Consider the following 24,178-nt stretch of genomic DNA (forward strand, 5'->3'; position numbering starts at 1 on the left):
GGTGCAAGGCATTCATCCGGCCACATATCTTTTCGCAGCGCGGGCTCTGCGCGACTTTGGCGACGGTTTCGTCGCCATCCTGTTGCCAGTCTACCTGCTCGCCCTCGGCTTTTCGTCGCTGCAAGTCGGCGTCATCGCGACAGCATCGCTCTTTGGCTCTGCCCTCCTGACGATCGCCATCGGGTTTCTCGGCGCCCGCCATGATCTGCGCGGTCTGCTTTTGGCAGCCGCCAGCCTGATGGTCGCCAGCGGTGTGGCCATGTCCATGATCAACGATTATGCGCTGCTGCTCGTGGTCGCATTTGCCGGCACGATCAATCCCTCCGCCGGCAGTGTGAGCGTCTTCGTGCCGCTGGAGCATGCGGTGCTCACCCGCGAAGTAGCGAGTGTCGAGCGCACGAGGATGTTCGCTCGCTACAGCCTCGTCGGCGCGCTCGCAAGCGCAGTCGGCGCACTCGCCGCGGCACTGCCCGACCTGATGACGCGCCTGGCGCTGGGGCATCTGGCAGCCATCAAGCTGATGTTCGTTCTCTACGCGGTCGTGGGCATCCTTGGCGGCCTTCTTTATGCACGGATACCGTCTCGCCCCGCGAGCCGCGAATCCGACAAAACCACGGCACTCGGCCCCTCGCGTGCCATCGTCCTGAAGCTTGCAGCCCTGTTCAGCCTCGATGCATTCGCCGGCGGATTCGTGGTCCAGTCGCTGCTCGCCCTCTGGCTGTTCGAGCGGTTCAACCTCTCGCTCTTTGAAGCCGGTGTGTTTTTCTTCTGGACGGGCGTGCTGTCGGCGTTCTCGTTTCCCGTCGCCGCGTGGTTATCGAAGCGGGTCGGGCTCATCAACACCATGGTGTTTACGCACATTCCCTCCAGCATCGCCCTGGCGCTTGCGGCATTCGCGCCGAGCCTCCCATTGGTGCTTGTCCTGCTGCTCATCCGAGCGGCACTGTCGCAGATGGACGTGCCGACACGCTCGTCCTATGTGATGGCAGTCGTAACAGAGGCGGAACGCGCTGCTGCCGCAAGCTTCACCTCGGTGCCGCGCAGTCTTGCCGCAGCCGCCAGCCCAGCGCTTGCGGGCGCTCTCTTTGCTGCGTCCTATCGCGCCTCGCCGCTCCTCATCTGCGCCGGACTGAAGATCACCTACGACCTCCTGTTGCTGCTGCAATTCCGGCACCTCAAGCCGCCCGAGGAATGCTGAACGCGGACCTCACTTTAGTTTAAGGGTGGCAGCGTCATTGACTTGCCATATGCATCCATTATTCTGGATATATGGATGAAAACCAAGCGATCACTGCCCTAGCCGCCCTTGCGCAGCCGACGCGCCTGAGGACGTTTCGCCTGCTGGTCGAACGCGAACCCGAAGGGGTGCCGGCGGGTGAGCTGGCCAGACTGGCCGACGTGCCGCAAAACACCATGTCGGCGCATCTCGCGACGCTTTCGCAGGCGGGGTTGGTTCGCGGTGAGCGGCAAAGCCGCTCGATCATCTACCGCGTCGATCTCGATCGGTTCCGGTCCGTGATGCTCTACCTCCTGCAGGATTGCTGCGGCGGCAACGCCAATCTCTGCGCGCCGTTGATTACCGATCTGACCCCATGCTGCACTCCCAAGGAGGAGGCGCAAACACGATGAGACAAGTTGGGAGAATGACATGAGCGATAGGGTCTACAACGTCCTCTTTCTGTGCACGGGCAACTCGGCCCGCTCCATCATCGCCGAAGCCATTCTGAACAGGCTCGGCATGGGCAGGTTCAAGGCTTACTCGGCGGGGTCGCATCCGAAGGGCGAGGTGCATCCGTTTGCCATGCAGCTCCTCAAGGGACTGAACTACGACACATCCTTTGCCCGATCGAAGGCCTGGGATGAGTTTGCCGTTCCCGGTGCGCCGCAACTGGATTTCGTGTTCACCGTTTGCGACAGGGCCGCCGCCGAGGCCTGTCCGGTCTGGCCCGGTCAGCCGATGACCGCGCACTGGGGCGTGCCTGATCCGGCCGCGGCCGAGGGCAGCGAGACCGAGCGGCACTTTTCCTTCGCCGAGACCTACCGGATGCTGAACAACCGCATCTCGATCTTTGTCAGCCTGCCGATGACGAGCCTCGACAAGCTCGCCCTGCAAAGAAGGCTGGACGAGATCGGTCGCGATATTCCGAAGGCTGGCTGAAGCATGGCATTCGATCTCAAACGCCGCCTTGCCGCGGAAGCCCTTGGCACCGCAATTCTTGTCGCGACCGTCGTCGGCTCCGGGATCATGGCCGACCGTCTCTCCGACGACGTGGCGGTCTCGCTGCTCGGCAACACGATGCCGACGGGCGCGATCCTCGTCGTCCTCATCAGCATTCTCGGCCCCATCTCCGGCGCGCACTTCAATCCGGCCGTGACGATGGTGTTTGCGGCAAGGCGCGAGATCGAGGCGACGGCGGCCGTGCTCTACATCCTCGCCCAGGCCGTGGGCGGCATCGCCGGCACGTTGATCGCCCATGCCATGTTCGACCTTCCCCTGTTCCAGGTGTCGGAAACGGTCCGCACGGGAACAGGCCAGTGGATCGCCGAGGCGGTTGCCACCTTCGGACTCGTCCTCACGATCCTCGCGGGCCTGCGCTTCCGCGCCGACGCCATTCCGTGGCTGGTCGGCCTCTATATCACGGCGGCCTACTGGTTCACGGCGTCGACCTCGTTCGCGAACCCCGCCGTCGCCGTCGCCCGCGCATTCTCGAACACATTTTCGGGCATCCGCCCAACGGACGTGCCGGGCTTCATAGTCGCCGAAGTCGTCGGCGCACTCGTCGCCACAGCCGTCGTCGGATGGATGTTCGCCGAACGAAACACGGCAGTGTCTCCCATAACCGTCAAGGAAGCCGAATGACCATGGACGTCACCATTTATCACAACCCCGCATGCGGGACTTCGCGTAACACACTGGCCCTGATCCGCCACGCCGGCATCGAGCCAAAGGTCATCGACTACTTGAAAACGCCGCCGACCCGCGAGGAACTCGCGAAGATGATCCGCGACGCCGGCTTCTCCGTCCGTGAGGCCATCCGGGAGAAGGGAACGCCCTATGCGGAGCTCGGTCTGGACGATCCGGCACTCTCCGATGAGCAGCTCCTGTCGGCAATGCTGGAGCATCCGATCCTCATCAACCGCCCCTTCGTCGTCACTCCGATGGGCACCCGGCTGGCACGGCCGTCCGAGGCCGTTCTCGACATCCTGCCCGCCGAGGCGTTCAAGGGACCGTTCGTCAAGGAAGATGGAGAGAAGGTTCTTGATGAAGAAGGCCGCCGCATTGTCTGATCTTCCTGCCGCCGATCTGCGCCATCTCCTCAAGCCGGACGTCGACGCGCTCCGGCCGCCATTCTCGACCCATCCGCCGCGCATCCTGATCCTCTATGGATCGCTTCGTCAGGTGTCCTATTCGCGGCTCCTTGCCCAGGAGGCCGGACGGTTGCTGGAGCATTTCGGAGCCGAAGTGCGCTTCTTCGACCCTTCCGGCCTGCCGCTTCCGGACGACGCGCCCGCCAGCCATCCGAAGGTCCAGGAACTGCGCGACCTGTCCGAATGGTCGGAGGGCCAGGTCTGGGTGAGCCCGGAACGCCACGGGGCGATCACCGGAATCATGAAGGCGCAGATCGACTGGATACCGCTTTCGATCGGCTCGATACGGCCGACCCAAGGCAAGACCCTCGCCGTTATGCAGGTGTCTGGCGGCTCGCAGTCGTTCAACGCCGTCAACACGCTTCGCCTGCTCGGCCGCTGGATGCGGATGATCACGATTCCGAACCAGTCGTCCGTCGCCAAGGCGTACGAGGAGTTCGACTCAGACGGACGCATGAAGCCGTCGTCCCACTACGACCGCGTCGTTGACGTCTGCGAGGAGTTGGTCAAGTTCACGCTGCTGACCCGCGATGCCTCCGACTATCTTGTCGACCGCTACAGCGAACGCAAGGAAGATGCCGCCAAGTTGGAAAAGCGCGTCTCGCTCAAGTCCATCTGACGGCGATCCTCATGGGGTCGCAGCTGCCGTAGGCGGCTGGTCGCCTCACCCGACCAGCCGTCGTCGCTACCCGCTCACCTCTTGTCCGTGTCATGCTTCCGCATCGCCGCCTCGCCGGCGTCCGACACCTCGACCCATTTCTTGTCGGGCGCGGCATCCGCGATGTAGCTGTCGTGCCAGTTCCACCACTTGTAGGTCGGGGTCTGGGGGTAGCCCTCAGGCGAGTCCTCCCAGACCTCCTGCCGTCCGAGCGGCGTGATGTCGAGGTAGTTCCAGGTTCCCCCCATCTGCTCGTCGCCGCGATTGTTGATGAAATAGGTGCGGAAGATGCGGTCCCCGTCGCGGTAGAACACGTTGGTGCCGTGCCACTCGTCCACGCCGAAATCGGCGTCGAAGCTGTCGGTGATGGTGAACCACGGCATGTCCCAGCCCATTCGCGCCTTCAGCCGCTTGATCTCCTCCTGCGGTGCGCGCGAAACGAAGACGAGCGTCGTGTCGCGGGCATTGAGGTGCGCGAGATGAGCCACCTGGTCGGCCACCATGGAGCAGCCGCGGCAGGCGTGCTCGGGCCAGCCGAACACGCCCGGCTCGTAGAAGGCGCGGTAAACGATCAGCTGGTGCCGGCCGTCGAAGAGGTCAGCGAGACTGACCTTGCCGTCAGGCCCCTCGAACGCATAGTCTTTCGTGACGGCCATCCACGGCATTCGCCGGCGTTCGGCGGCGAGCGCGTCACGGGCGCGGGTCTGAGCTTTCTCCTTGACCAACAGCTTCTGCCGGGCCGCCTCCCACGCCCCGGGCGACACGACCGGCGGGGTGCGCATGGCAGGGTTTCCGGCTTTGCGTGTATTCTCGGCTGGCGTAATCATTGTTTCTGAACCTCCTGATCCGGAGCGATGCGCCGCGCGTCACGGCGGCTCCTCGCCCGTTGTTGTTCGTAGGTTCAGTCTGACCCGGGATCTCGAGGAGTGCGAGTAACAAGTGTGTCGTCATTCCGATGACGCGGAATTGCAACCGCAACGGGCCGCCGGTCGACGAGAGCGCGATTCTTCACTCCGGAATCGATTTAAGGCAGGCGATCACGATAATTTTAGGTTGAATCGACCCAAAAATCATGAACGTGGTCGATCGTAATGAGGTAGAGTGTAACGGGGGCGAACACCGTGCACACTTCTCCTCATTCCGCTTTAGCGCATCCGACGGGCAGAACGGCGCGTACTGACGCCCTGATTAATATATTTAATAGCCAGCGCCTCGCACCAGAACGCATCATCTGGCCATCTGCGGGAATATTCAGCGCCCTGCTAGCGTCATAGCGCTGTCGTGCCAACGGAGGAAGATGAGCTATGCCGATCAGACCGCACATTCCCCTTCCCGATGTCGACATGCTCAGCGCAGTGTTCGAGGAGTTGCTCGAGGATCATCAGATGCTCCGCGCCAGCACCGTGGCAGAGGGTACACTCACGCGCCTGATCTTCAATTATCACCTCGGCATTCGCGATCCGGCGCTCTTGAAAATGCTTACCGTGCCTTTCCTGCGGCAGCGTCTGTCAGGAACTCAGTGACGGGCGGGGAGATCGCCTTTACCCGACCCCGTCCCAATGCAGGATCGACTACAGCGCCGCGCGTCTTATCAGACGCGCAAAGGACGCTGCAGCACCTTGAATTGCTGCATGCTTTTTTCTTAAATCGGCTACGATTTAAGGAAAAATGCAGTAGCGCCCGCCCCATGCTCTGAATGACCGATGCGCCAAAGGTCTACGGTGTTTTTCCCGCGAGCGCCTTCATTTCCCTGATGAGTCGGTCGCGCTCGACGATGTAGAAAGCCAAGTTCATTTCAAACGTGAACAGCAGCTGGCGAGCGATGCTGGTGTCGCTGCCAAGATGCTTTAATTTGACAATGATTTCCCGCTGGATCAGCACATGACGGGCGCCCTCGGCGATGCGCCTTTCCGCTGCATCCAGGCGTCGATTGACGTACATCTGACCTCACCACGGGATCAGGGACATCTCATCGCTCATTGTCGCACAAGTCGCGAGAAACGTCGCGCTGTTCATTGGGACGAACGAGAAAAGCTACCAAGGAGAAGCGGCGCACCTTTCAAACCGACGGCCCTATTGAGGGCCCGCCGCGCGCCCACAAGCGGGGCCCTACGCTTTCCTTGCCGAAGGCCCCCGCTCTAAATCAATACTGAAATCACTATAGGTTTGTGTCGGTGCATGCCGCCGGCACCCTCCCAAAGAGCGGAAGTATCGTCCTCTTTCGCCCCGCGATCCATGGACTTTGGTCCAGCAGGACAAGGGACAAAGGTCCCATATTCGATTTTTGCATGAACTTGTGGGGAGAACCCGCCGGGAGGGCGGCGGGCTCCTGTTGGTGAAAGATGTTGCCCGATGATCGCGCCACAACTTTCGGTATGTTCATGAAAACGGATGGCTACTGCATAGGCAGTAACTCAAAGTACCACAGCGTCCTTCGCGCATCTGGCAAGAGGCGGGACGCTGTAGGTCAGGCCGTCATCTGACGATCTGGACCACGGTACGCGACCTCGGTTCGACGATCACCCGCTGGTCGTTGACCACGGCCACCGAGTATTCCGGAGCGTCCGGAATAGGAGTCAGCGCGACCGTCTCGGGAAGAGGCTGGCCAACGGCGATCCGTTTGCGAATGACGACCGATGGCGGTGCGGGCATCTGTTGGACCTGGGTAATCACTCTTGGCGGCGGCGGTGCCAGAGCGCCGCCAAGTGCGCCTCCGACAACGGCGCCAACGCCAGCACCGACCGGGCCACCGATAATGGCGCCCGTCGCCGCACCGCCGGCGATACCTGCAGCGGTGCCGCGGTTGCCATTGTTGCTATTCTGAGCGATCGCGGGGCCACCCAGGAGGGCAGCTGCCGCAGCGATGAGTATAAGTTTTCTCATTGTTACCTCCTCTGTTGGATGAAAGGTCAACGAGCGTAACGAGAGAACTGTTCCAGCCGCAGGACTTAAGTCCGAGCGGCAAAGCCAAAGGTCCTAGGACGGTTGCGAGCCCTCCGTCTGAAACATATTGTGACGATAGAGCGCCAACGATACCAATAGTCCCCGACACCGCAGTTGGCGCGAAAAGTGGTCCCAGAGCCTACCGCGATTGTCCCTTCTAAACCGCTCTGGGACCTCCTCTTTCTTAGGCAACAGCGCCGTGCGTCCTATCAGGCGCCCAGCAAACCATCGAAAAGCTGCAGCGCTTGTCACAACCGGCCTGAAATTGGTACTTTCGCTGCGTCCACCCTAAAAGAGCGCCCTCTACCCCACAGGAGCGAGAGAGATGCGCGTCTGCGCGAAGCTCGAAGATGCGGCATTGGGTCCTTTCTGGACGCCACCGTTACCGGTCGACCGGGACAAGCTCAGCCCATCGATCCTGCGTGAACTCGATCAGCGCGGCGACCGTCGAAGCTTCAAGGGTTACGTGCTGCAAATCTATGACGTGCCGGACGGCAAACCGTCCGGTGTATTCGAAATCGCTTTCTGTTCGAAAACCGGGGCGGCATGCGCGATTTACGAGTCCGAAGCAGGATGAGCGCGACGCGAAGGGACGCGTCGTCGTGATGACCGAGCCTCATTGGTTTGCCGCCACCAACCCCCGAGACGCGGCTGGCATGTTCTTCCAGTTGCTTGTGGACTCGACCCCCGCAAGCCTGAGCACGGCGCTCGCAACCACAGCGCCGCGTGTCGTATGAGACGCGCAAAGGACGCTGCAGCACTTTGAATTACTGGGTGTCTGTCCGTAAATCCGCTGCGATTCAAGGAAACAGATACTACGTGCGCCGGCATTCATTCGCGCCGCTTGCGAACAGCCAATCCTATCTCCGCGAGCGTTCCGAGCGCGACAGCGAACATGATCCAGTACAGCCCTTCATCGATCGCTTCGCCCAACGATGAAACCGTCGTGAACCGCGACACGAGATCCGGATCCAGATAACCTGTCGATATGACCAGCCCGAGCACGATCTGCCAGAGCCCGGCCACAAGCGCCACGATTGCTACAAGGCGAGCAGCGTATGAAAACACCGTTCCACCTCCTCCCTGTTGTCGCAGAACACCACGACGCTCAGGATACCATACGGTCAATGGCGTCGTGGCGGTGTGTGGCCGCTTTGGACGAAAGTGCTGTCGCTTCCAAGCCGTTCGCCGGCGTCGGGAAGTTCACCTCAAATTGCTCTTCGGAAATAGCACGCGATCAGGCTTTGCATTCATTCGCGCCAACATTTCCTTGATCAAGCGTGTTTTGGTACGCCCCGCTTCCTTCGGCGGCACGAGGTAACGCACGATGGCCTCGAGCCAGGTGTTTTCACTGACGCGAAAATGAACCACGGGATGCTCCCTCACTTCGAGTTCGTCCACCGGCGTTTTCGATAGCATGTGCTTATAGACCTTCACCTTCTGGCTCATGATATCCCCGATCTGCTCTTCCACTACCTCTCTCATGACTAGCGCCACGAATTCCAAATCGCTTTCATAGGCGAGCTGGAACTTGATTTCGTTCCAGACATAGGGAAACAGCGGCCAGGAGTAGTTGAAGACCGGCGTGTCAAACACGGTGGAGTTCGGAAACTTGATGATGCGTCCACTCGGATGGTCGGTCCAAAGATATTCGCCGCCGAATTCCCATAACGTCGTGTCGAGATAGCTGACATCAACGACATCGCCATGGGCATCGCCGATGCGAATGCGGTCACCAACGCGATAAGGCGCCCTGGCCAGAATATAAATCCACGCGATGAAGCTGGCGATCGGCATTTGCAGCGCAAAGCCGAGAATCAATGAAATCAGGCCGAGCGAAACCACCGCCCCGTACCAGTTCACAAATAAAACTGAAATGGCCACGAAGACGATGGCGATGACGACGACCAATCGAAAAATACGTTTCAGGTTGAAACGCGAAACACGATTGGGAATTCGGCCTATCAGAAAGACCTCGATAACGTTCGCCACGGTCAGCAAAACGAAAATGACAAGGGCGCCCCTGACGTAGTTCCGCACGCGCACCTGCAAAGGTGCGTCAAGCCATTCTATGCGCCAACTGAGCAGCACCTGGATGCCAAAAAGCAGCAAGGCGGCGGCAGCGAAGCCAACCATCCACCAGACGTCTGCCTTACGAAAGCTGAAGCGAGATTTTTCCTCGGGCTTGTTCGCCTTCTGCTGCATGGTCTGTGGATCAGCAGTCTGTTGCGCGGCCCGTTCAAGCCGAGAAAGGTTCTCCTGTTCCTTGTCGCGTCGTTCCATGGGTTCTTCACCCCGATATGGCAACCACCCGGGACAGGGCTCCTCGTTGCTCGACGGCGGCATTCCGGTGATACCTCGCCCTATGGCAAAGCTTGATGGACAGTCCGAGGCAACGCCGTCGTTGTTTCGCAGCCCTATGCCGGATCAACATTCGTCCACACGGCCTAAAACAGCGAGTAACCTATTATATTCTACCATGGTCACTTGCCTCCAGGCATTCCTGCCGACGCGCTTGCGGCGGGCCTTGCGAGAACTAATCTCGATCGGGTGCTCCCAACGGAAAAAAGCTCCGATAAGGGCGTGCCTCGTCGACGACCCGTGCCACCGAGGGGCGGGCGAGAAGCCGTGCCCTGTAGGCGGCGAGCGCTGCATGGTGTTCGGGAATCGGATGAACCCAGTCGGCATAGAAAAGCGCCGGTGCGGCGGCACAATCGGCAATCGTGAACCGACCGCAAGCGGCCCATTCCTTCGCTTGCAGGCGTGGCTCCAGCCAGGCGTAGCACCGGTCGAGCAGGGCACGCGCGTCGATTACGCCGCGCGGGTCGCGCTCACCTTCGCTGCGCAGGGCATTTCCGACAATCCGCTGCATCGGCGCATGGATATAGTCGTCGAACACGTCCGTCATCATGCGCGCCTCGAGCGCTTCGCGCGGATCCTCCGGCACCATCGGCGTCCCACTTCCATGGAACAGGTCGAGATATTCGATCACCGCGTTGCTTTGCGTGACTTCCCTGTCCCTATCGACCAACGCGGGAAATTGTCCCGTCGGCGAGAGTTCGCCCATCCGCGCCTGATTCTCCGGATTGGCGGGATCGACCATCCGGAATTCGAAAGTCACGTTCCGCTCGTAGAGCGCGATCAGCGGTTTCCATACGAACGAGGCAAACGGGTGCCCGTAAAGTGCAATCGTCATTGCGCGTCTCCGCCTAGTTGAAGGGTGGTTTCGATCATGTCGAACTGGATTCCGGTCCCGTGGCATCGATCGGCAGTGCCGTCCTTGCCGTCCAGAAACACGATCTGCTCGGTGTAGGAGACGCGGGTTCCCTCCCCTTGCGCTTCGAGTTCCAGACTCGACAAGGTGACGGAATGGAAGCGTCCGGAGTGATGCAGGTCATAGGCATAGACGAGGCGCCGGGCGGGCTCGATCACATGGAAGCGGGCCTCGAAACGCGTTACCAGGCCGCTTTCGTTGAAGCGGCCTTCGAGTACCTCCAGCCCGCCCACGCGAAAATCCATCGACCGGCGCAGCAATGTCCAACGTTCCGCCGGGCCGGTGAACCACTGTGCCTTGAGGTGCGGATCGGACCATGCGCCGAATACCCGGCTGGGCGGGGCCGCCCACACGCGTTTCAGTGTGAACGTACCGTGAAAGAAAGGCACTTCCGTCATCAATGGTCTCCTCCCGCCGCCGGATCCGAAGGTCCGGCTTCACCCTTGAATTCACTGCTTTCGATGAGTTCGCCGAGCCGATCGAACCGGCTCTCCCAGACCTGGCGGCGCTCGTTCAACCAGCTTTCGACACGCCGGACCGCCTCGCTGGAGATCCGGCATTCGCGCGTGCGACCGCGCTTTTCCGTCACCACGAGCCCGCTCGCCTCGAGCACCTGGACGTGCTGATGGATCGCGGCAAGCGAGGTGTTGTAAGGCTTGGCCAACTCGCTCACCGAGGCCGGCCCCCGTGAGAGGCGATCGAGAATCCCCCGGCGCGTCGCATCTGCGAGCGCGTGAAAGGCCCTGTCGAGTTGCTCAGAACGTTCAACCATACACTTAAGTAACGGTGCGCCTGGCAAAAAGTCAAGCTCTCACTTAAGTGTCTGCGGGCGAGGACTATTCTGGCATCTGGAGCACATCCGGGTGCATCAGAGGCGCGTCCTTCAGCCAGATCCGTGCGCCTTCCGGGCCGATGGTCGCCGTCAGGTCGGCGCCGGCCGGCAAACGGCCCCAACTCTGTGGCTTCAGTGTTTCGCCACCGATGGTCAGCCTGCCCGAGAGGACGAGGAACTCCAACCCGCGCGTGTTTGCGACCGTGACGGTTTCGTCGGCCCGCCAGTCTTCGAGCCGGACTTCCTCCCGGCTATCATCGAACAGGATGGTCGCGGCGCTGGCGCCCGGGCGGGGCGTTGTATGTTGGCCCTCGCCGGGCTGGCGAACGATCTGGGTATGATCCCCGTCACGGTACTGCCAGAGCCGCACGAAGATGGTGCAGCCTTCCTTCGCGGCGGGGATATGCGAGGTGCCGGGCGGATTGCGGAAGTAGCAGCCCGCCGGGTAGTCGCCATGCTCATCCTGGAAGACTCCTTCCAGCACGAGGATCTCTTCGCCGCCGCTGTGTATGTGGCGAGGGAAAGCGCTGCCTTGAGCATAGCGCACGATCGAGGTGGCGCGGGCGACCTCGCCGCCGACGCGGAAGAGCATGCGCCGGTCCACACCGGCCGCGGGACTTGGCACCCAGTCCAGCTTCGCGCCATGGACGATGACTGGTTTCGACAGGTCGTCGTTTATGCGCATGACTGATCTCCTTCATAGACATGACTTCCGGAACCTGGCGTCACCGGACTTCATCTTCTGGCAGGGCTGGCTTCTTGAGCGGCATCGTCTCGATTGGGTGCGCCCGCCGGTCAGGACACTGAAGTCGAGGGCCCTCTCGTTCTCGCAAGGCGTGCCGGTGATCGATCCGAGTACGCTGCGCTCGGCCACGACGAGATGACCGGCCGACACAGGCAACGGGTCCTTGTCCGCATCAAGCAGCACCAGCCTGCCGCACGGCGCAAGTCCCGCCATCAGTGACGATACCGCTTCCGCATTGCCGATGGTAGCGACGATGGCCTTTGCTGGCCACAACAGAACTGCTTCCATTTGATCCTGAAGGGCCCTGGATCATTTCAACACCGAGCGTCGCCAGCGACCCGGCGTCTCTCCGACATGCTGCGAAAAGACGCGGCTGAAATGGCCCTGGTCGGAGAACCCGCATTGCTCGGCGATGTCATGGAGGGACAAGGACGAATATCGAAGATGCCCTTGAGCGAGCGCGATGCGCTGTTGCGCGAGCCACTGAAGCGGCGTTGATCCCGTCGTCACCTTGAAAGCACGCGCGAAATGGCTCCTGGAAAGTCCGCATCCTTTCGCCAGTTCCTCAAGGCTGATGCTGCCGCTCACGTTCGCCATCAGCAAGTCCTTGGCACGGCGCTCCTGCCAGGGCGCGAGACCTCCTCGAGGCAGCCGTCCCTGCCCGTCGTGCACGCCATAGCTCAATGACAGATGTGACATCAACGCCATGCCGATGTGGTCGATAAACACTCGGCTGGCCGCCGCGGGCTCCTTGAATACCGGCAACAGGCACTCGCCGAGGCTGTGGACGACCGTATCGTCGAGGGCGGTGCCCCCGGCGGTCCTGAGCTCGCCGGTCGGCCTGAGCCCGTGCTCCTCCTGAAATTTTTGCAGCGCGTGCCGGGAAATGTAGAAGGAAAGACAGTCGGTACATCCAAACGCCAGCGAAGAGTGCTCCTGGTTGAGATCGCGCAAAAGGGATTGCCCAGTCACACGGGCAGACATCTGAGCGGGTCGCCCATCGATCCAATAGTGCCAGGACGGCAATTGATTTCGTTCGGTGCACACGAGGTAGGCATCGCTGGTTTCGAGCCTTACCGGCGTCCCTCCTTCGGCAAATTCTCCAATCAGCCGCGCGGCGGAAAATTCCGGCGCCTGAAAGGTCCCGAACGTCAAGGTTGCCGGCTGCTCCAGGCCTGTGAACTTGCCCAGGCGAGGTGCATAGTCTTTCGCCATCCGTCCGTCCGCTGCTCTGCATGTTGCGACGAAACCCGGCCATCTGAAAATGATGATGGTCGCCCTGCCCTCGGATCGGCTGGTCCCGGAGGCGCTTGTTTTTAAAGCAAAAATTAAAGCCGTGGCAAGACCGCAGGCGTTCCCGATTTCGTTACTGCGGACGCGGCAGCAGCAGCACTGCGCCAATCTACCAAGTGCAAAGTGATCGCGGCGTCGGCGTCAAGCGTGCCACCTCGATCCTTCGCCAACACTGGCCGTCCATTCGTGGATAGACCTCTTCCGTCCATTTGGCGTTCTGTCCTAAGCGCTCTCGGTAGCGGGCCAGGCCAGCCTCGTCCTTATGGCATTCGAACCAAACAAGCACCGTCTCGCCCTCGCGGACGGGGAGTCGCGGAAAGCCATTCGTGCTCCGCTCAGTGACAAGAACAGCATCAACGCGAGCGCCGGCATCCTGCAAAACCGGAAGCGCCTCCTGGATGAAGAGCGCGGCGAATTCGTCCTCCGTTCCGGGGGCCAGAGAGCAGATAGTCGCGATGACGAGGCCTTCAGCTTCTTGCTGCTCCACCTCCTCTTTTCTCGCCCGGTTGTGGGAGAACGGCATCACGCCGCCAACAGGCTTTAGCAGCAACACGTTATCTGAGTTGAGCATCGTCTCGTTGGCAGCCGGCCCATGTTTCTTCCAGATCGCGCTCGAATAAAAGGATTTGAGCGCCTCCGTTCGGGCCTCCATGTCTGCGAAAGAGCGAACCCACACGAAGGCATCCGGATCGTCAAGATCGCGGAACTCGCCTTCGACGCGCATGCCGAGCGCTTCCTGCGGTTCGATAAATTCGTTGTCAAACAGCCCGATCAAGGCTTCCCTCCCGCCTGGACGGAGTCGGTAGCGGCGGAGTTCGAAGACGGTATGCATGGTAGCCCCACAAAAACAGGTCGATTGTCCTGTCTCAATAAGAGGACGATTGACCTGTTTTGTCAACCTGCTACTCTTGATGGAGTTTGCAAGTGGCTACCATGGCAGGAAACAAGAGAACCAATGACCCCCGCGCGGTGCGTCGCAGGATTGTCGACGCGGCCTATGATGCCTTCGTTGCTCAGGGCTACCTCGCTACGGGCATGCTGGAACTGCGGGAAAAGGCTTCAGTATCTGGTGGGGCCATGGCGCATCATTTTCCGGCAAAGCGCGAACTCGGATTGGCAGTTATCCGCGATCGGGTGGCCGAAGCCGTCCGGCAGACATGGATCGAGCCGCTTCAAACCTGTGCGGACGCGCCAGCGGCCATCGATCTCATCTTCGAAAACATCATCGGCGAACTGACGCTAAAGGGCTCGGTTTCCGGCTGCCCCCTCAATAATATGGCGATGGAGATTTCCCCGCACGATGAAGAGATGCGCGAGGCGCTGAGCGGTGTTTTCGCCGGCTGGCAGGAGGCGCTGTCGGCAAAGTTTCAGGAGGATGTCGAGTCAAAACGGGTTACCGGCATAGATCCTCGCAGCCTGGCGACACTGGTGATCGCCACCTACTCCGGTGCCATGGCGATTGCAAAAGCCAGCCAAGAGGTACGACCGTTGGTCGACTGCCGGCAGGAGCTCGCGGAACTCTTCGCATCGAAGTATCTCTCGGTTGGGTATTGAGCGGCAGCGCGCGCTCGCTACTGCGCCGCATCCACCCAGATCGTCGCCATGGGGATTTTGCACATGATCAACTGTGCTCTGGTCTGCTGGTCGGCGTCGGTTCCAAGATCGTCTTGCGGACCCGCCCGATGGTCGCCCGCATAGTGTGCCAGTTTCCGGAGCGGCGATGATTACCATTGCCCTGCTTTTGCTGATCGAGCAGGTTCAAAAAAATCTGAAGTCCAATCCCCTACCCCCGCCCGATATCGTCTCGGATCGTTTCGATCGCCAGCCATGACGGCACGGTCCGATTGCCCGACGGTGTCGCCGAGTGGCCGCTTGGACCAGGCAGTCGTCAAGGCAAACACGGCGTGGTAGATCAACGCTATACAACCAAGCTTTGTATTCATGCAACTTCATTAAGAGGAGCAGCCATGATCATTGTCTTGAACGGCTACCCTGGCGTGGGGAAGCTGACGATCGGTCAGGAACTCATATCAAAGATCTCGGGCCGGCTGCTGGACATCCATAGTGTTTACAATGTCGCTTTCGCGCTGACGGAATTCAAATCGCCGGATTTCATCGAAACCGTCGAAAAGATCGAAGCGGTCGCGCATAACCTGATTCTGAAACTTCCGGCCGAAATCCCCGTCGTACTAACGACGGTTCTTGCCGGAAGCAGCGATTGGGGCGACGCAGAGTGGCAGCGGATTGTGCGCCTTGGCCGCGAGCGGGCACCGTTCTTCGTCGTGCATCTGCACTGCGATCTTGAAGAGAACATTCGCCGTATCGAGGCAGGCGCGCGGGCCGCGATGCGGAAACCGCGCGATGCTGAAATGGCGAGGAGAAACCACATACAGGGCAAAATCCTCGCAGGTATAGATGAGACGAACTTGCTAAAGCTCGATGTGACGCGTTTGACCCCGTCAGATGCGGCGGCAAAAATTGCAGAGTGGATCCAGAGAGCCGAGGTTTGAGGCTCAACTTGGAAAGCTTACTGCATGTCTCCTTAAATCCTAGCCGATTTAAGGACAAAAACATCAGCAATTCAAAGTGCTACAGCGACCTTTGCGCGTCTGATAAGACGCGCGGCGCTGTAGTCCGCTCTGAGCTCGATCGAGCTTCACGACGTTGCGGTGGCCGTGCGCTTGGCGGACGACGCCACCGCGACGAAGGCGGCCATGCCGACTGCACCAAGGCAGGCGTTGGCCATCAAGGCGACGTCGCTTCCGAAACGCTCCATCAACACGGAGAAAACGAACGGTGCCATTGCGCCCGCAGCCAGCCGTGCGGCGGCCATGCGGTCCGTTATCGCTCCGTAGCAGAGTGGCAGGGAGCCCTGCGCTACGCTGTTGATACCGGACCCAAGGCCAAGGAAGATCGCGAAAGCCACCGCCCCGGGCAGCCAGGTTCCGGACAGGCCGAGGATAAGAACGCCGGCAACGATGAGCGCGGCGGACAGCGTCGCGAGTACAGGCGGCGCCAGGTTTTTGCCGAATGCCATGTTGATCAGCCTGCTCAGGACCTGCGAGGGCCCGAACAGCGAGCCGATCACGACCGCTGCCGTCCCGAAACCGATCGCTCCCAGCATCGGAACCATGTGGGTCAGCATCGCCGAAAGCGTGAACCCCTGCAGGGCAAAAGCCAGTGACACAAGGAGCATGCCGCGCCGCCTGACCTCGACCGGAAGCGCACCGACAACCGCGTGGCCGTCCTTGCCGGTGAATTTGGCCGCTTCGGACCTCCTGCTCCGCATGATCCAATGATGAAGCGGAAGGCAGACGATCAGATTCAACACCGCGTAGGCGATGTAGATTTCCCGCCAGGAGAAATGCTCGTGAAGGCTCGCGGAGATCGGCCAGAAGATTGTCGAGGCGAAGCCCCCGATCGATGTGAGATAGGTGATACTGCGTGACGCCGCCATTGGGCGGCTTTCGACGAGCGCGGCGAAAGCCGCCTGGTATTGCACCATGCCGGATGCAACTTCCAGGAGGACGATGGAGAGTGCAAACACCGCTATCGAGGGGGACCAGGCGCACAGCAGGAGGGCGAGCGCCGAGACGGCCGAGCCAATGGTCATGATCATCGCCGCGCCCAACCGATCCATCAATCCCCCGACGAATGGAGCCGAAAGCCCGCCCGCAAACAGCGAGGCGGAAAAGATGCCGAACACCTGCTCGACGCTCAGGCCGAGGTCGCGTGCCATCCCCGGCGCCAGGATGCTGAAGCTGTAATAGAGCGTGCCGTAGCCGATGATCTGCGTGAGGCCGAGCGCGGCGACGATGGCCGCGGGGATGCCGGGCTTCATGTCAGACATTCTCGCCTTCGGCCGACGCGGAAGACACCGCGCAGCAACCATCGTCGGCGCCGGTCAATGGCGCACGCACGCTGGGGTGCCCGACGCAGCAATCCTCCATCAGGAACTTCAGCAGTTCGGCAAGCGCGTCGTAGCTGGCGCTGTAGACGATCGAGCGGGATTCGCGCCTCTGGGCAATCAGTCCGGCCCGCTCCAGCTCCTTCAGGTGGAAGGAGACGTTCGACGGCGAGACGCCCATCGTCTCCGCGATCGCGCCGGCGGCCATGCCGCCTGGACCCGCCACCACGAGTGTCCTGACGATCCCCAACCGGGTCTCCTGAGACAGTGCCGCGAATGACATCAGGGCTTGACGTTCTTCCATATTTCAAGAATCCTAAAACTATTGAAACGAGGAATAACCGAAATGACACTGATCGACAATAGCCAGCATGCGCAAAGCGACATCACACTCGGATCGCTGCTCGAGCGGCTGAAGGAAACTGCGGCCAAGCCGCTCGTCTTCGAATATGACGGAAAGATCGTCCGCCCCGGATACCACGTCACGGAAGTGAAGGCTGGCCAGTTCTCCGCCCTCGATTGCGGCGCGAACCCCGAGGCATGGACGGAAATCTTCGTCCAGTTATGGGACGTCGACGGCGGCGAACGCACGCACATGCCAGCCGGGAAGTTCTCGGCCATCATCAGGAAAGTCTCCGAACACGTCGCCCTCGACGGATCGGCCAAATTGACGTTCGAGGTCAGTGATGGCGTGAGGCCGATGCAGCTTTACTGCGCCGACGAGCCCGTCGAGCGGGACGAAGCCCTTTTGGTTCGCCTTTCGCCCCGACCCGCGAGCTGCAAACCTCGCGACCGATGGCTCGCCGAGCAGGCCACAGCCTCACAATCGAGCTGCTGCGGCCCCTCGAACACGTCGAGGTGTTGCGCATAGCGGCCGAGGCTGAGGGGTGGCGCGGCAACCGCGCCTCCACGTCCACGTTGCATCCGCGGAATTCCCTCCCTATACTCCGCCATGGAGAAGACCTTCGTATCAGCGCGGGAGGATCGGCCCGGGAAAGACTGGCTTTCCCGCTTCACAGCCGGTCGGGCCGGTGTGGAGAGCTGGTATTTCGGCCGGGCCGTCACGTCACGCCCCGCCGCGCCTACTGTCAGCGAATGTCGCGCAGCGCTTGCGCAGCACATGCCCGAGCTCCTCCCGCACTACGAGCATGTCTGCGCTCTCGTTGGCGACGACGAGCTCGCGCACCGGATGCTCAGCCACTATCGCCCCGCGCCGGAAGGCTACGGCTGCAGCCAGGCGGTCTGGCTCGGAAAAGAAGGCCCGGCGCTCATCCGCAACTTCGACTATCCGCCCGATATCGTTTCGGATCGCTTCGAGCTCACCGCGTGGTCGGGTCTCAAGGTGATCGCGAAGGCGCAGCGCCCCTGGGGAGGCTGCGTCGACGGAATGAACGAGGAAGGGCTGGTCGCGAGCGTAACGCTTGGTGGCGGCCGCCTCCAGGGCCGCGGCTTTTCGATCATTCTCATGGTCCGCTACGTGCTCGAAACCTGCCGTCGCGTCAGTGAGGCCGTAGAGACTCTTTGCCGTATCCCGGTGGCGCTTGCGCAGAACGTGACACTGCTCGATCGATCGGGCACATACGCGACCCTCTTCCTCGGCCCCGGCCAGCGGCCGGTCATCACCCGCCTCAAGGCATGCGCCAACCATCAGCGCTCCGAACGGGCCCCGCCAAATTCGCTGGCGCGGCAGCGCGCGCTCCTGCAGGCGCTGGACGAACCTTCGATGTCGCTCGAAGGCCTGACCGACCGCTTCCTACAGCCGCCGGTCCATGCGCGAAACCCGCGCTTCCCGACCCTCTACACCGCCGTCTACCGGCCCGAGGACGGCCGGGTGGATTATGTCTGGCCCGGAAAGCGCTGGCCCCTGCGGTTCGCGGATTTTGAAGCAGGCGAGTACACCCATCACTATGGAGACTGAAAGGTGAGACATGCACGGCGCCGACGCACCCTGGCTTTGCGCCAACGCCGGACTCACCGTCACTCCCATACCCATCCTCGGGCTTGACCCTCGAGGATGACGGACGACGTCGGCGGCGGAACGCTGAACCATGCCGCCCCACTGCGCCAAGTTTCACCCGCAGCAGATGACACATGGCCCGGTCGGTTGCCGGGCCATGTGGTTTGCAGTTGCCGGGCTTCAGGCCCAGTAGTTATATTCGAGCTGGACGGCGACAGTGGAGCCGTTCGCGACCTGCTGGCTGAACGTACCATTGAACGCGATCGTTCCGTCGGTGAAATCGGCGTCGCTGAGGACCACCGTCTTGGAATACGGGTTCAGCGTTTCTGTTGTGCTGCTGTTCGACTCGGTGCCGACAATGCTGAACGAGCCACTGTCGACCGTGCCCCCGAGGCTCTCTCTTACGCTGTTCAGATCGGCATCCCCGCTCACGGTGACGATGCCATCGAAACCGTCCACATCCACCGTGAAAGAGCCCGAAAACGACCGTTCGGTGATATCGCCGCCGATTTTCTGGAAGGTGAAGGACTCGGTACCGGTGTAGATGTCCGCAGAACCGGCTATTTCGATGGTCAATGCATTGGTGGTCGTGCCGCCCTGGCCATCCTCGATGGTGTAATTGACGACCACCGTGAGCGTCTCGCCGAGCTTCAGATCGATTGCCCCTCCGGGCTGGAGATCCGGGTGCGACGTATCGACCGTTACGATGTTGTCGACGACAGTGATGTAGGCGGGAGGTGTCGTGGACCCCGCATCGCCGTCAACCGAAAAACTCAGGCTGCCGGCGACGACGGAAAGCGTATCGCCATCCGGATCGGAAGCGGTTGCAAGGAGGTCGATCGGAGACGCAGCAACGTCTTCGGTCAGTTCCTTCAGGATCGGTTCGGCACTCGGAGGCTGGTTGTCGCTGGACCAGCCGGCATCGTAGTCGGCCGGCTCCTGCGTATCCGTGTAGAACTCCCGGGTATGATAGATCGTGTCGAGCTTCTTGCCGCTCGCCTGCACCGTCGACCAGGTTTCGGTGTCGATACCGGTGAGGATCGCGGTCAGGTCGATCTCAACGCCGTTGACCAGCATCGTCGGTGCCGGATCCGTGATGCTGGCGCCGTCGACAGGGCCGAGCTTGCTCTGGGCGGCTGCGAAAAGGTCCGAAAGCGTGAAATCCCCGGCGATGACCGCAGCCTTTACGGCAAGCGCGTCATCAACCGAAAGGCCGCCCTGATTGGCCAGGAAGCCGATGTAGTCGGCGACGGTTACATCTTGCAGCGCTTCCGTGAGCGCGTCGGTGTAGCTCGACGAGAGCTGCCCCTGCGCGGACTGGCTGAGACTGGAGTCATACGACCCGTCCGTCATGAAGCTTGTCGTGAAGAAACTCATTCTACTTGCCCCCTAACCCCCGTTGCTGGTGCATCGATCGATGCAACCTGTTTGAATGCGTTGAAAAAATTCAGTTACCTTTCCCATCCCCTTGAGCGCCCCGCGTTCTTTAAGATTTGGGAAATTCGTCGCGACGAAATCGCGTTCTCGAAGAGGGTGGGAAACCGGCCGATGTCGGCCGGTTTCCCCTCGCTGAAGCCGGAGCCCCTCATCGGGCGAAAACTACTCATACGCCTCGCCCTCCCCGACCAGCGCTTCTCAAATGGCTGGCCCGGCAAACATCTTGAAAACTTATTTTGATTCCCCCGAGCCGCGCTCACGCCGAGCATCAGCTACTGCAGTAGAATCCCCTATCCCCTTCTACCTCTTACCATATTCCATAGTTCAGGAAACGAATATTTCTGAGTAGTACTGTAACCCGAAAGAAGTATATTAAGCCGTCTCGCATTTCAGCCATTTGAAGGTCAGACAATCTATATCGAAGTGCTTTCCGCTTGTCGTTAGCCCTGCGTCCGGGAAATTATCACCGCGTACATTCTCGTTCTGTGGCGGCAGGAAATGACGCGCGCTAGTCGGCCGCGCAGCACCAGCAACAGGTTACGTTACATTTACCGGCAGATTTTTGCTCTGCTGTAGCCCAGAACTCCCTCATTCCTGTGCTCCTCACAGCTGCCAGCCACGGCGCGCCCGCGTCGTGAATGGCGAGGTTTCAGCGCTTCGGCCAGGCGCTACCAATTGCCGGGATCTGCGGTGTGATCGACGCTGGCGAACTCGTCCGCCTTTTCCCGCTCCAGCGTCAGACTGGTGGTGATCCTTGTCTCATCCGTGACCGAATAATTGAGCGGCGCCGGCTCTTTGGTCAGCTGTTGATACATGAGCAAGGCGGCCTCCTCGGCCGTGTCTGCCTCGAACTTTTCTGTGACGGTGACTGTGAACTGGTGCATAGCCCTGACCTCGTCTGTGCTGATTTCGACGCCTCGCGCTTAGATATAGAGCCAGAAATGGACGCCCTCCGGTCAAGGCGACACTCTAGCATCAGACGGCGAGAACGTCTCGAAGCGGCCCAACTCGCCCACATCAGCATGACGCCCCTTGGGTACCCCGCCGATCATCGCTCTCACAGACAGCGCCCGAAGTGGGCGGTTGGAACAATCGGCATAGTGCTCGATTACAGCTCACAAGTCTTCCAACGACGCAGGTGTGCGATGTCCAAAAACCCCACAAAGCCGTCGCCGGCAGCCATCGAGCCGCGCAAGGGAACTCCAAGTCCGAGACTCGCGGAGACCGAATTTCGCCGCCGCTTCCTCAGCCGGTTTCAGGATCCGGCATTCGATAGCCTTCGATCCGAACTGGACAAGATCGCTTCGGCGGCATGGGACGCCTATGAGCATCAGCGAAAATCGCCGCGCACCCGCAAGGCTGGTGCTGCGTTCAGCGATGCGGAATACGAGCTGTCCGTGGATTGGCTTGCGGCGCGCGATGCGGTTCATGCCGCGCAAGAGCGTTATATGGACGCCGATGGTCCGGCGCGCATCCTGTTGATTTCCGGGTCGTCCCGTAGCGAACACACCTGTCCCGGCGAAATGTCGAAATCCTACCGACTGATGAAGATCGCGCAGGAGACGATGGACCAGGCGGCTGGGGTGAAGACGACCGTGCTGGAGTTGCATCGTCTCGCTTCGGAATACGGACGAACGATCCACCCCTGCAAGGCATGCTTCTCCACTTCTCCCGCGCTCTGTCACTGGCCGTGCTCCTGCTATCCGAACTATTCGCTCGGGCAGGTCGACGACTGGATGAACGAGATCTATCCGATGTGGGTCGAGGCACACGGCATCCTGATCGTGACGCCGGTGAACTGGTATCACGTCTCCTCGCCGGTAAAACTGATGATGGACCGGTTGGTTTGCGCCGACGGCGGCAACCCCGATCCGACCCTGACGAAGGGCAAGGATGCGAAGCTCGCCAAGGCGATCGAGCTCGAAGGCTGGAACTATCCTCGACATCTGGCCGGGCGACTTTTTTCCGTAATCGTGCATGGCGACGTGGAGGGTGTCGAGAACGTTCGGCGCAGCCTGTCGGATTGGCTTTGCTACATGCACCTCGAACCGGCCGGCCCTTTGGCGGAACTGGATCGCTACATCGGCTACTGGAAACCCTACGCATCGAGCCACGAGGAGCTCGATGCCGACGAGGCTGTGCAGGAAGAGGTCCGCAACGCCGCCCGGACATTGGTCGAAGCGGTCGCGGCCAAGCGGTCGGGAAAGCTGGCTTCGGCCGGAGGAGAGCTTTCGCAACCTCGACAGAAATAAGCGGAGCGGGTTCGCGTCCATTTGGTCGGAGCCTCGGTGCAGGCGACATCACGCTCCAGCCACGACGCCCTACTGCATGTCGCCTTTGATCGTAACCGATTAAAGGACAAGAACATGCAGCAATTCAAAGTGCTACAGCGCCCTTTGCGCGTCTAAAAAGACGCGCGGCGCTGTAGCGCTGTGAACTCGCTTTTCAGGAGAACGCGAAGCCTTGTCATCAAGCGGGCAGGAGGCCCCTTGCCGTGCCGTCAGTCCGTGAACTCGACGACGACCCCCGGCTTGACCATCCCCGCCAGTTCCTCGGCGTCCCAGTTTGCCAGCCGCACGCATCCGTGTGAGCCCACCTTGTCGACGAGCGAGGGTTCCGGCGTGCCGTGAATCCCATAGGTTGGCTTGGTCAGATCGATCCAGACGCTGCCCACCGGGCCGTTGGGACCGCCGGGCAGTGTCAGGCGCTTGGTGTTATCGCCCTGCTTGAAGTTGATTTTCGGGTTGTAGACGTAGACGGGCTGTCGAGCGACCCCTTTCACCTTGTGCGTTCCGGAAGGCGAAGGTGTCTCTTCGCTGCCGATCGTGGCAGGATAGGCGGCAATCAGCGAGCCGTCGTCCGCGAACGCCGCGACCTGGCCCGCTCGCCTGCGCGCCTCGATCCGCTTGACCTTGCCCTTGCCCGACTTCGAGGCGCCGGGCATTGCAACCGACACCCTGTCCCCGACGGCGAACGCCGAGCCCGGATTGAGCGCCTTCAAGAGGTCGATGTCCATGTGGAATCGCTCCGACAGCCTCTCCGCCACGCTCGTATATCCGAGGTGCTTCATCTCGGCCTGCTTGGCGTAGTCTGCGGGAATGCGCTCGACGAGTTCCTCGGCATCCTCCTTGGTAACGACGTAGGGCTCGATGACCGGCTTTTCGTCGGGAAGCCGGCCAATAACTTCGGGGTCCGGCTTTCCATCCACGGGAAGGCGTTGCATGGCTTCGAACCCGGCGATCGCCTTAGTGACATTCTCGCCATAGTAGCCGTCGATCACTCCGGGAGACGAACCCGCGCGGTCCAAAAGAACCTGGAGATGGACGATGGCCGGATCCGGTCGCGGCGAGGCCTTGGACGGTCGTTCGGGCGGGATCGAGGCGAGCGCAGCCTTGTTGATGGCTTCCGGCTTAAGCTCCCCGGCATCGACGGAGCCGCAGAGGCCCAATGTCAGCGATGCTGCTAGAAAAGCTATGTTCTTCATGAAGACCACAAATCCGCAGCGGCCGAACTTGTTCCGCCAGATGGTTGCAGTCCTGGAAGCGGGAACGTCGGGCGGCCCTACCGCATACTCGGCCGCCGGGAGTTCGCGCGTCGTAGCAGCTCCTCACCGTCCCGGCTGCACTCCCCTCTGCCCGGCCGGGCAGAGGGGAGTATCGACACTCGCGTCCCCGATTTCGCCATTGCAAGCTGATCGGATCACGCTCTAAACAGACGTGAGCTCCGCCGGGCAGCTTTCCCGATCAGAGGCGATCGGTCGACG

Annotated in this window: 30 protein-coding genes; 13 read left to right on the plus strand and 17 right to left on the minus strand. The window is 61.0% G+C overall.

Annotated elements, in window-relative coordinates; all coding sequences use genetic code 11:
• The first annotated feature begins 1 nt into the window (after position 1).
• The 6 genes from GHK62_RS31145 (at position 2) to arsH (ending at position 3,988) form a co-directional block, all read left to right on the plus strand.
• Complete coding sequence (locus GHK62_RS31145; protein WP_184109008.1) at positions 2–1,198, plus strand: MFS transporter; 1,197 nt, start codon at positions 2–4, stop codon at positions 1,196–1,198.
• A gap of 71 nt (positions 1,199–1,269) precedes the next feature.
• Positions 1,270–1,629 carry an ArsR/SmtB family transcription factor gene (locus GHK62_RS31150; RefSeq protein WP_153442777.1) on the plus strand — a complete coding sequence of 120 codons (360 nt, stop codon included), beginning with the start codon at positions 1,270–1,272 and terminating at the stop codon, positions 1,627–1,629.
• Positions 1,630–1,648: 19 nt separating this feature from the next.
• Positions 1,649–2,158 (plus strand): arsenate reductase ArsC, encoded by a 510-nt coding sequence (locus GHK62_RS31155; protein ID WP_153442775.1) that lies wholly within the window; start codon positions 1,649–1,651, stop codon positions 2,156–2,158.
• Positions 2,159–2,161: 3 nt separating this feature from the next.
• Positions 2,162–2,860: an aquaporin gene (locus GHK62_RS31160; RefSeq protein WP_153442773.1), complete on the plus strand. Its 699-nt coding sequence runs from the start codon at positions 2,162–2,164 to the stop codon at positions 2,858–2,860.
• Positions 2,857–3,288: an arsenate reductase (glutaredoxin) gene (gene arsC / locus GHK62_RS31165; RefSeq protein ID WP_167528410.1), complete on the plus strand. Its 432-nt coding sequence runs from the start codon at positions 2,857–2,859 to the stop codon at positions 3,286–3,288. The genes GHK62_RS31160 and arsC overlap by 4 nt, the downstream gene beginning before the upstream one ends.
• Complete coding sequence (gene arsH, locus GHK62_RS31170) at positions 3,263–3,988, plus strand: arsenical resistance protein ArsH (RefSeq protein ID WP_167528409.1); 726 nt, start codon at positions 3,263–3,265, stop codon at positions 3,986–3,988. Before arsC ends, arsH begins: the two co-directional genes overlap by 26 nt.
• Before the next feature lie 74 nt (positions 3,989–4,062).
• Here the strand turns inward: arsH and GHK62_RS31175 are convergent, their stop codons facing one another.
• Complete coding sequence (locus GHK62_RS31175; RefSeq protein WP_167528408.1) at positions 4,063–4,854, minus strand: DUF899 domain-containing protein; 792 nt, start codon at positions 4,852–4,854, stop codon at positions 4,063–4,065.
• A 477-nt stretch (positions 4,855–5,331) separates the two neighbouring features.
• Between GHK62_RS31175 and GHK62_RS31180 the strand changes: the two genes are divergently transcribed.
• Positions 5,332–5,550: a hypothetical protein gene (locus GHK62_RS31180; RefSeq protein WP_153442769.1), complete on the plus strand. Its 219-nt coding sequence runs from the start codon at positions 5,332–5,334 to the stop codon at positions 5,548–5,550.
• Positions 5,551–5,743: 193 nt separating this feature from the next.
• Here the strand turns inward: GHK62_RS31180 and GHK62_RS31185 are convergent, their stop codons facing one another.
• Both GHK62_RS31185 and GHK62_RS31190 read right to left on the minus strand, forming a co-directional pair.
• Positions 5,744–5,968: a hypothetical protein gene (locus tag GHK62_RS31185; RefSeq protein WP_153442767.1), complete on the minus strand. Its 225-nt coding sequence runs from the start codon at positions 5,966–5,968 to the stop codon at positions 5,744–5,746.
• 534 nt (positions 5,969–6,502) lie between these two features.
• Positions 6,503–6,910 carry a DUF1236 domain-containing protein gene (locus GHK62_RS31190; protein WP_153442765.1) on the minus strand — a complete coding sequence of 136 codons (408 nt, stop codon included), beginning with the start codon at positions 6,908–6,910 and terminating at the stop codon, positions 6,503–6,505.
• Between the two features lie 385 nt (positions 6,911–7,295).
• Here GHK62_RS31190 and GHK62_RS31195 point away from each other — a divergent pair, with 385 nt between their 5' ends.
• The gene (locus GHK62_RS31195; RefSeq protein ID WP_153442763.1) at positions 7,296–7,547 is read left to right on the plus strand and encodes a hypothetical protein; all 252 of its coding nucleotides are present in this window, start codon (positions 7,296–7,298) and stop codon (positions 7,545–7,547) included.
• Between the two features lie 254 nt (positions 7,548–7,801).
• On the opposite strand, the gene GHK62_RS31200 is transcribed toward GHK62_RS31195, so the two are convergent.
• From GHK62_RS31200 to GHK62_RS31240, 9 genes are all read right to left on the minus strand, one after another.
• Positions 7,802–8,038, minus strand: a complete 237-nt coding sequence (locus GHK62_RS31200) for a hypothetical protein (RefSeq protein ID WP_153442761.1) — start codon at positions 8,036–8,038, stop codon at positions 7,802–7,804.
• Between the two features lie 135 nt (positions 8,039–8,173).
• Complete coding sequence (locus GHK62_RS31205; protein ID WP_153442759.1) at positions 8,174–9,253, minus strand: mechanosensitive ion channel family protein; 1,080 nt, start codon at positions 9,251–9,253, stop codon at positions 8,174–8,176.
• Positions 9,254–9,506: 253 nt separating this feature from the next.
• Positions 9,507–10,166, minus strand: coding sequence for a glutathione S-transferase family protein (locus GHK62_RS31210; protein WP_153442757.1), 660 nt, complete (start codon positions 10,164–10,166; stop codon positions 9,507–9,509).
• Positions 10,163–10,642, minus strand: coding sequence for an SRPBCC family protein (locus GHK62_RS31215; protein ID WP_153442755.1), 480 nt, complete (start codon positions 10,640–10,642; stop codon positions 10,163–10,165). The genes GHK62_RS31210 and GHK62_RS31215 overlap by 4 nt, the downstream gene beginning before the upstream one ends.
• Positions 10,642–11,016 carry an ArsR/SmtB family transcription factor gene (locus tag GHK62_RS31220; protein ID WP_153442753.1) on the minus strand — a complete coding sequence of 125 codons (375 nt, stop codon included), beginning with the start codon at positions 11,014–11,016 and terminating at the stop codon, positions 10,642–10,644. The genes GHK62_RS31215 and GHK62_RS31220 overlap by 1 nt, the downstream gene beginning before the upstream one ends.
• 64 nt (positions 11,017–11,080) lie before the next feature.
• Positions 11,081–11,761, minus strand: a complete 681-nt coding sequence (locus tag GHK62_RS31225) for a cupin domain-containing protein (protein ID WP_153442751.1) — start codon at positions 11,759–11,761, stop codon at positions 11,081–11,083.
• A 12-nt stretch (positions 11,762–11,773) separates the two neighbouring features.
• Positions 11,774–12,094 (minus strand): MDR/zinc-dependent alcohol dehydrogenase-like family protein, encoded by a 321-nt coding sequence (locus GHK62_RS31230; protein ID WP_153442749.1) that lies wholly within the window; start codon positions 12,092–12,094, stop codon positions 11,774–11,776.
• A 36-nt stretch (positions 12,095–12,130) separates the two neighbouring features.
• Positions 12,131–13,036, minus strand: a complete 906-nt coding sequence (locus GHK62_RS31235; RefSeq protein WP_153442747.1) for a helix-turn-helix domain-containing protein — start codon at positions 13,034–13,036, stop codon at positions 12,131–12,133.
• Positions 13,037–13,223: 187 nt separating this feature from the next.
• The gene (locus tag GHK62_RS31240; protein ID WP_234887117.1) at positions 13,224–14,012 is read right to left on the minus strand and encodes an NIPSNAP family protein; all 789 of its coding nucleotides are present in this window, start codon (positions 14,010–14,012) and stop codon (positions 13,224–13,226) included.
• Positions 14,013–14,047: 35 nt separating this feature from the next.
• Here GHK62_RS31240 and GHK62_RS31245 point away from each other — a divergent pair, with 35 nt between their 5' ends.
• Together GHK62_RS31245 and GHK62_RS31250 are read left to right on the plus strand one after the other, a co-directional pair.
• Entirely contained in the window at positions 14,048–14,668 is a 621-nt protein-coding gene (locus GHK62_RS31245; RefSeq protein WP_153442745.1) for a TetR/AcrR family transcriptional regulator, read from the plus strand.
• A 290-nt stretch (positions 14,669–14,958) separates the two neighbouring features.
• Positions 14,959–15,624, plus strand: a complete 666-nt coding sequence (locus GHK62_RS31250) for an AAA family ATPase (protein ID WP_234887116.1) — start codon at positions 14,959–14,961, stop codon at positions 15,622–15,624.
• A 146-nt stretch (positions 15,625–15,770) separates the two neighbouring features.
• Here the strand turns inward: GHK62_RS31250 and arsK are convergent, their stop codons facing one another.
• A complete protein-coding gene (arsK, locus tag GHK62_RS31255) occupies positions 15,771–16,955 on the minus strand; it encodes an arsenite efflux MFS transporter ArsK (protein WP_153442834.1) in 1,185 nt (394 codons plus the stop codon).
• Between the two features lies 1 nt (position 16,956).
• On the minus strand, positions 16,957–17,325 hold the full coding sequence (locus tag GHK62_RS31260; protein ID WP_153442743.1) for an ArsR/SmtB family transcription factor: 369 nt from the start codon (positions 17,323–17,325) through the stop codon (positions 16,957–16,959).
• A gap of 42 nt (positions 17,326–17,367) precedes the next feature.
• Between GHK62_RS31260 and GHK62_RS31265 the strand changes: the two genes are divergently transcribed.
• Positions 17,368–17,892, plus strand: coding sequence for a DUF6428 family protein (locus GHK62_RS31265; RefSeq protein ID WP_153442741.1), 525 nt, complete (start codon positions 17,368–17,370; stop codon positions 17,890–17,892).
• Between the two features lie 81 nt (positions 17,893–17,973).
• Positions 17,974–18,939 carry a C45 family autoproteolytic acyltransferase/hydrolase gene (locus tag GHK62_RS31270; RefSeq protein WP_153442739.1) on the plus strand — a complete coding sequence of 322 codons (966 nt, stop codon included), beginning with the start codon at positions 17,974–17,976 and terminating at the stop codon, positions 18,937–18,939.
• A gap of 219 nt (positions 18,940–19,158) precedes the next feature.
• Here GHK62_RS31270 and GHK62_RS31275 read toward each other — a convergent pair whose 3' ends face one another.
• Both GHK62_RS31275 and GHK62_RS31280 read right to left on the minus strand, forming a co-directional pair.
• Positions 19,159–20,355 (minus strand): hypothetical protein, encoded by a 1,197-nt coding sequence (locus GHK62_RS31275; protein ID WP_153442738.1) that lies wholly within the window; start codon positions 20,353–20,355, stop codon positions 19,159–19,161.
• A gap of 728 nt (positions 20,356–21,083) precedes the next feature.
• Positions 21,084–21,299 (minus strand): hypothetical protein, encoded by a 216-nt coding sequence (locus GHK62_RS31280; protein ID WP_153442736.1) that lies wholly within the window; start codon positions 21,297–21,299, stop codon positions 21,084–21,086.
• 261 nt (positions 21,300–21,560) lie between these two features.
• On the opposite strand from GHK62_RS31280, the gene GHK62_RS31285 reads away from it, so the two are divergent.
• Positions 21,561–22,667 (plus strand): flavodoxin family protein, encoded by a 1,107-nt coding sequence (locus GHK62_RS31285; protein WP_153442734.1) that lies wholly within the window; start codon positions 21,561–21,563, stop codon positions 22,665–22,667.
• Positions 22,668–22,915: 248 nt separating this feature from the next.
• Here GHK62_RS31285 and GHK62_RS31290 read toward each other — a convergent pair whose 3' ends face one another.
• Positions 22,916–23,899: a L,D-transpeptidase family protein gene (locus GHK62_RS31290; RefSeq protein ID WP_153442733.1), complete on the minus strand. Its 984-nt coding sequence runs from the start codon at positions 23,897–23,899 to the stop codon at positions 22,916–22,918.
• Positions 23,900–24,178: the final 279 nt, after the last annotated feature.

It is taken from the genome of Sinorhizobium terangae (genome assembly GCF_009601505.1).
Taxonomy (GTDB): Bacteria; Pseudomonadota; Alphaproteobacteria; order Rhizobiales; family Rhizobiaceae; genus Sinorhizobium; species Sinorhizobium terangae.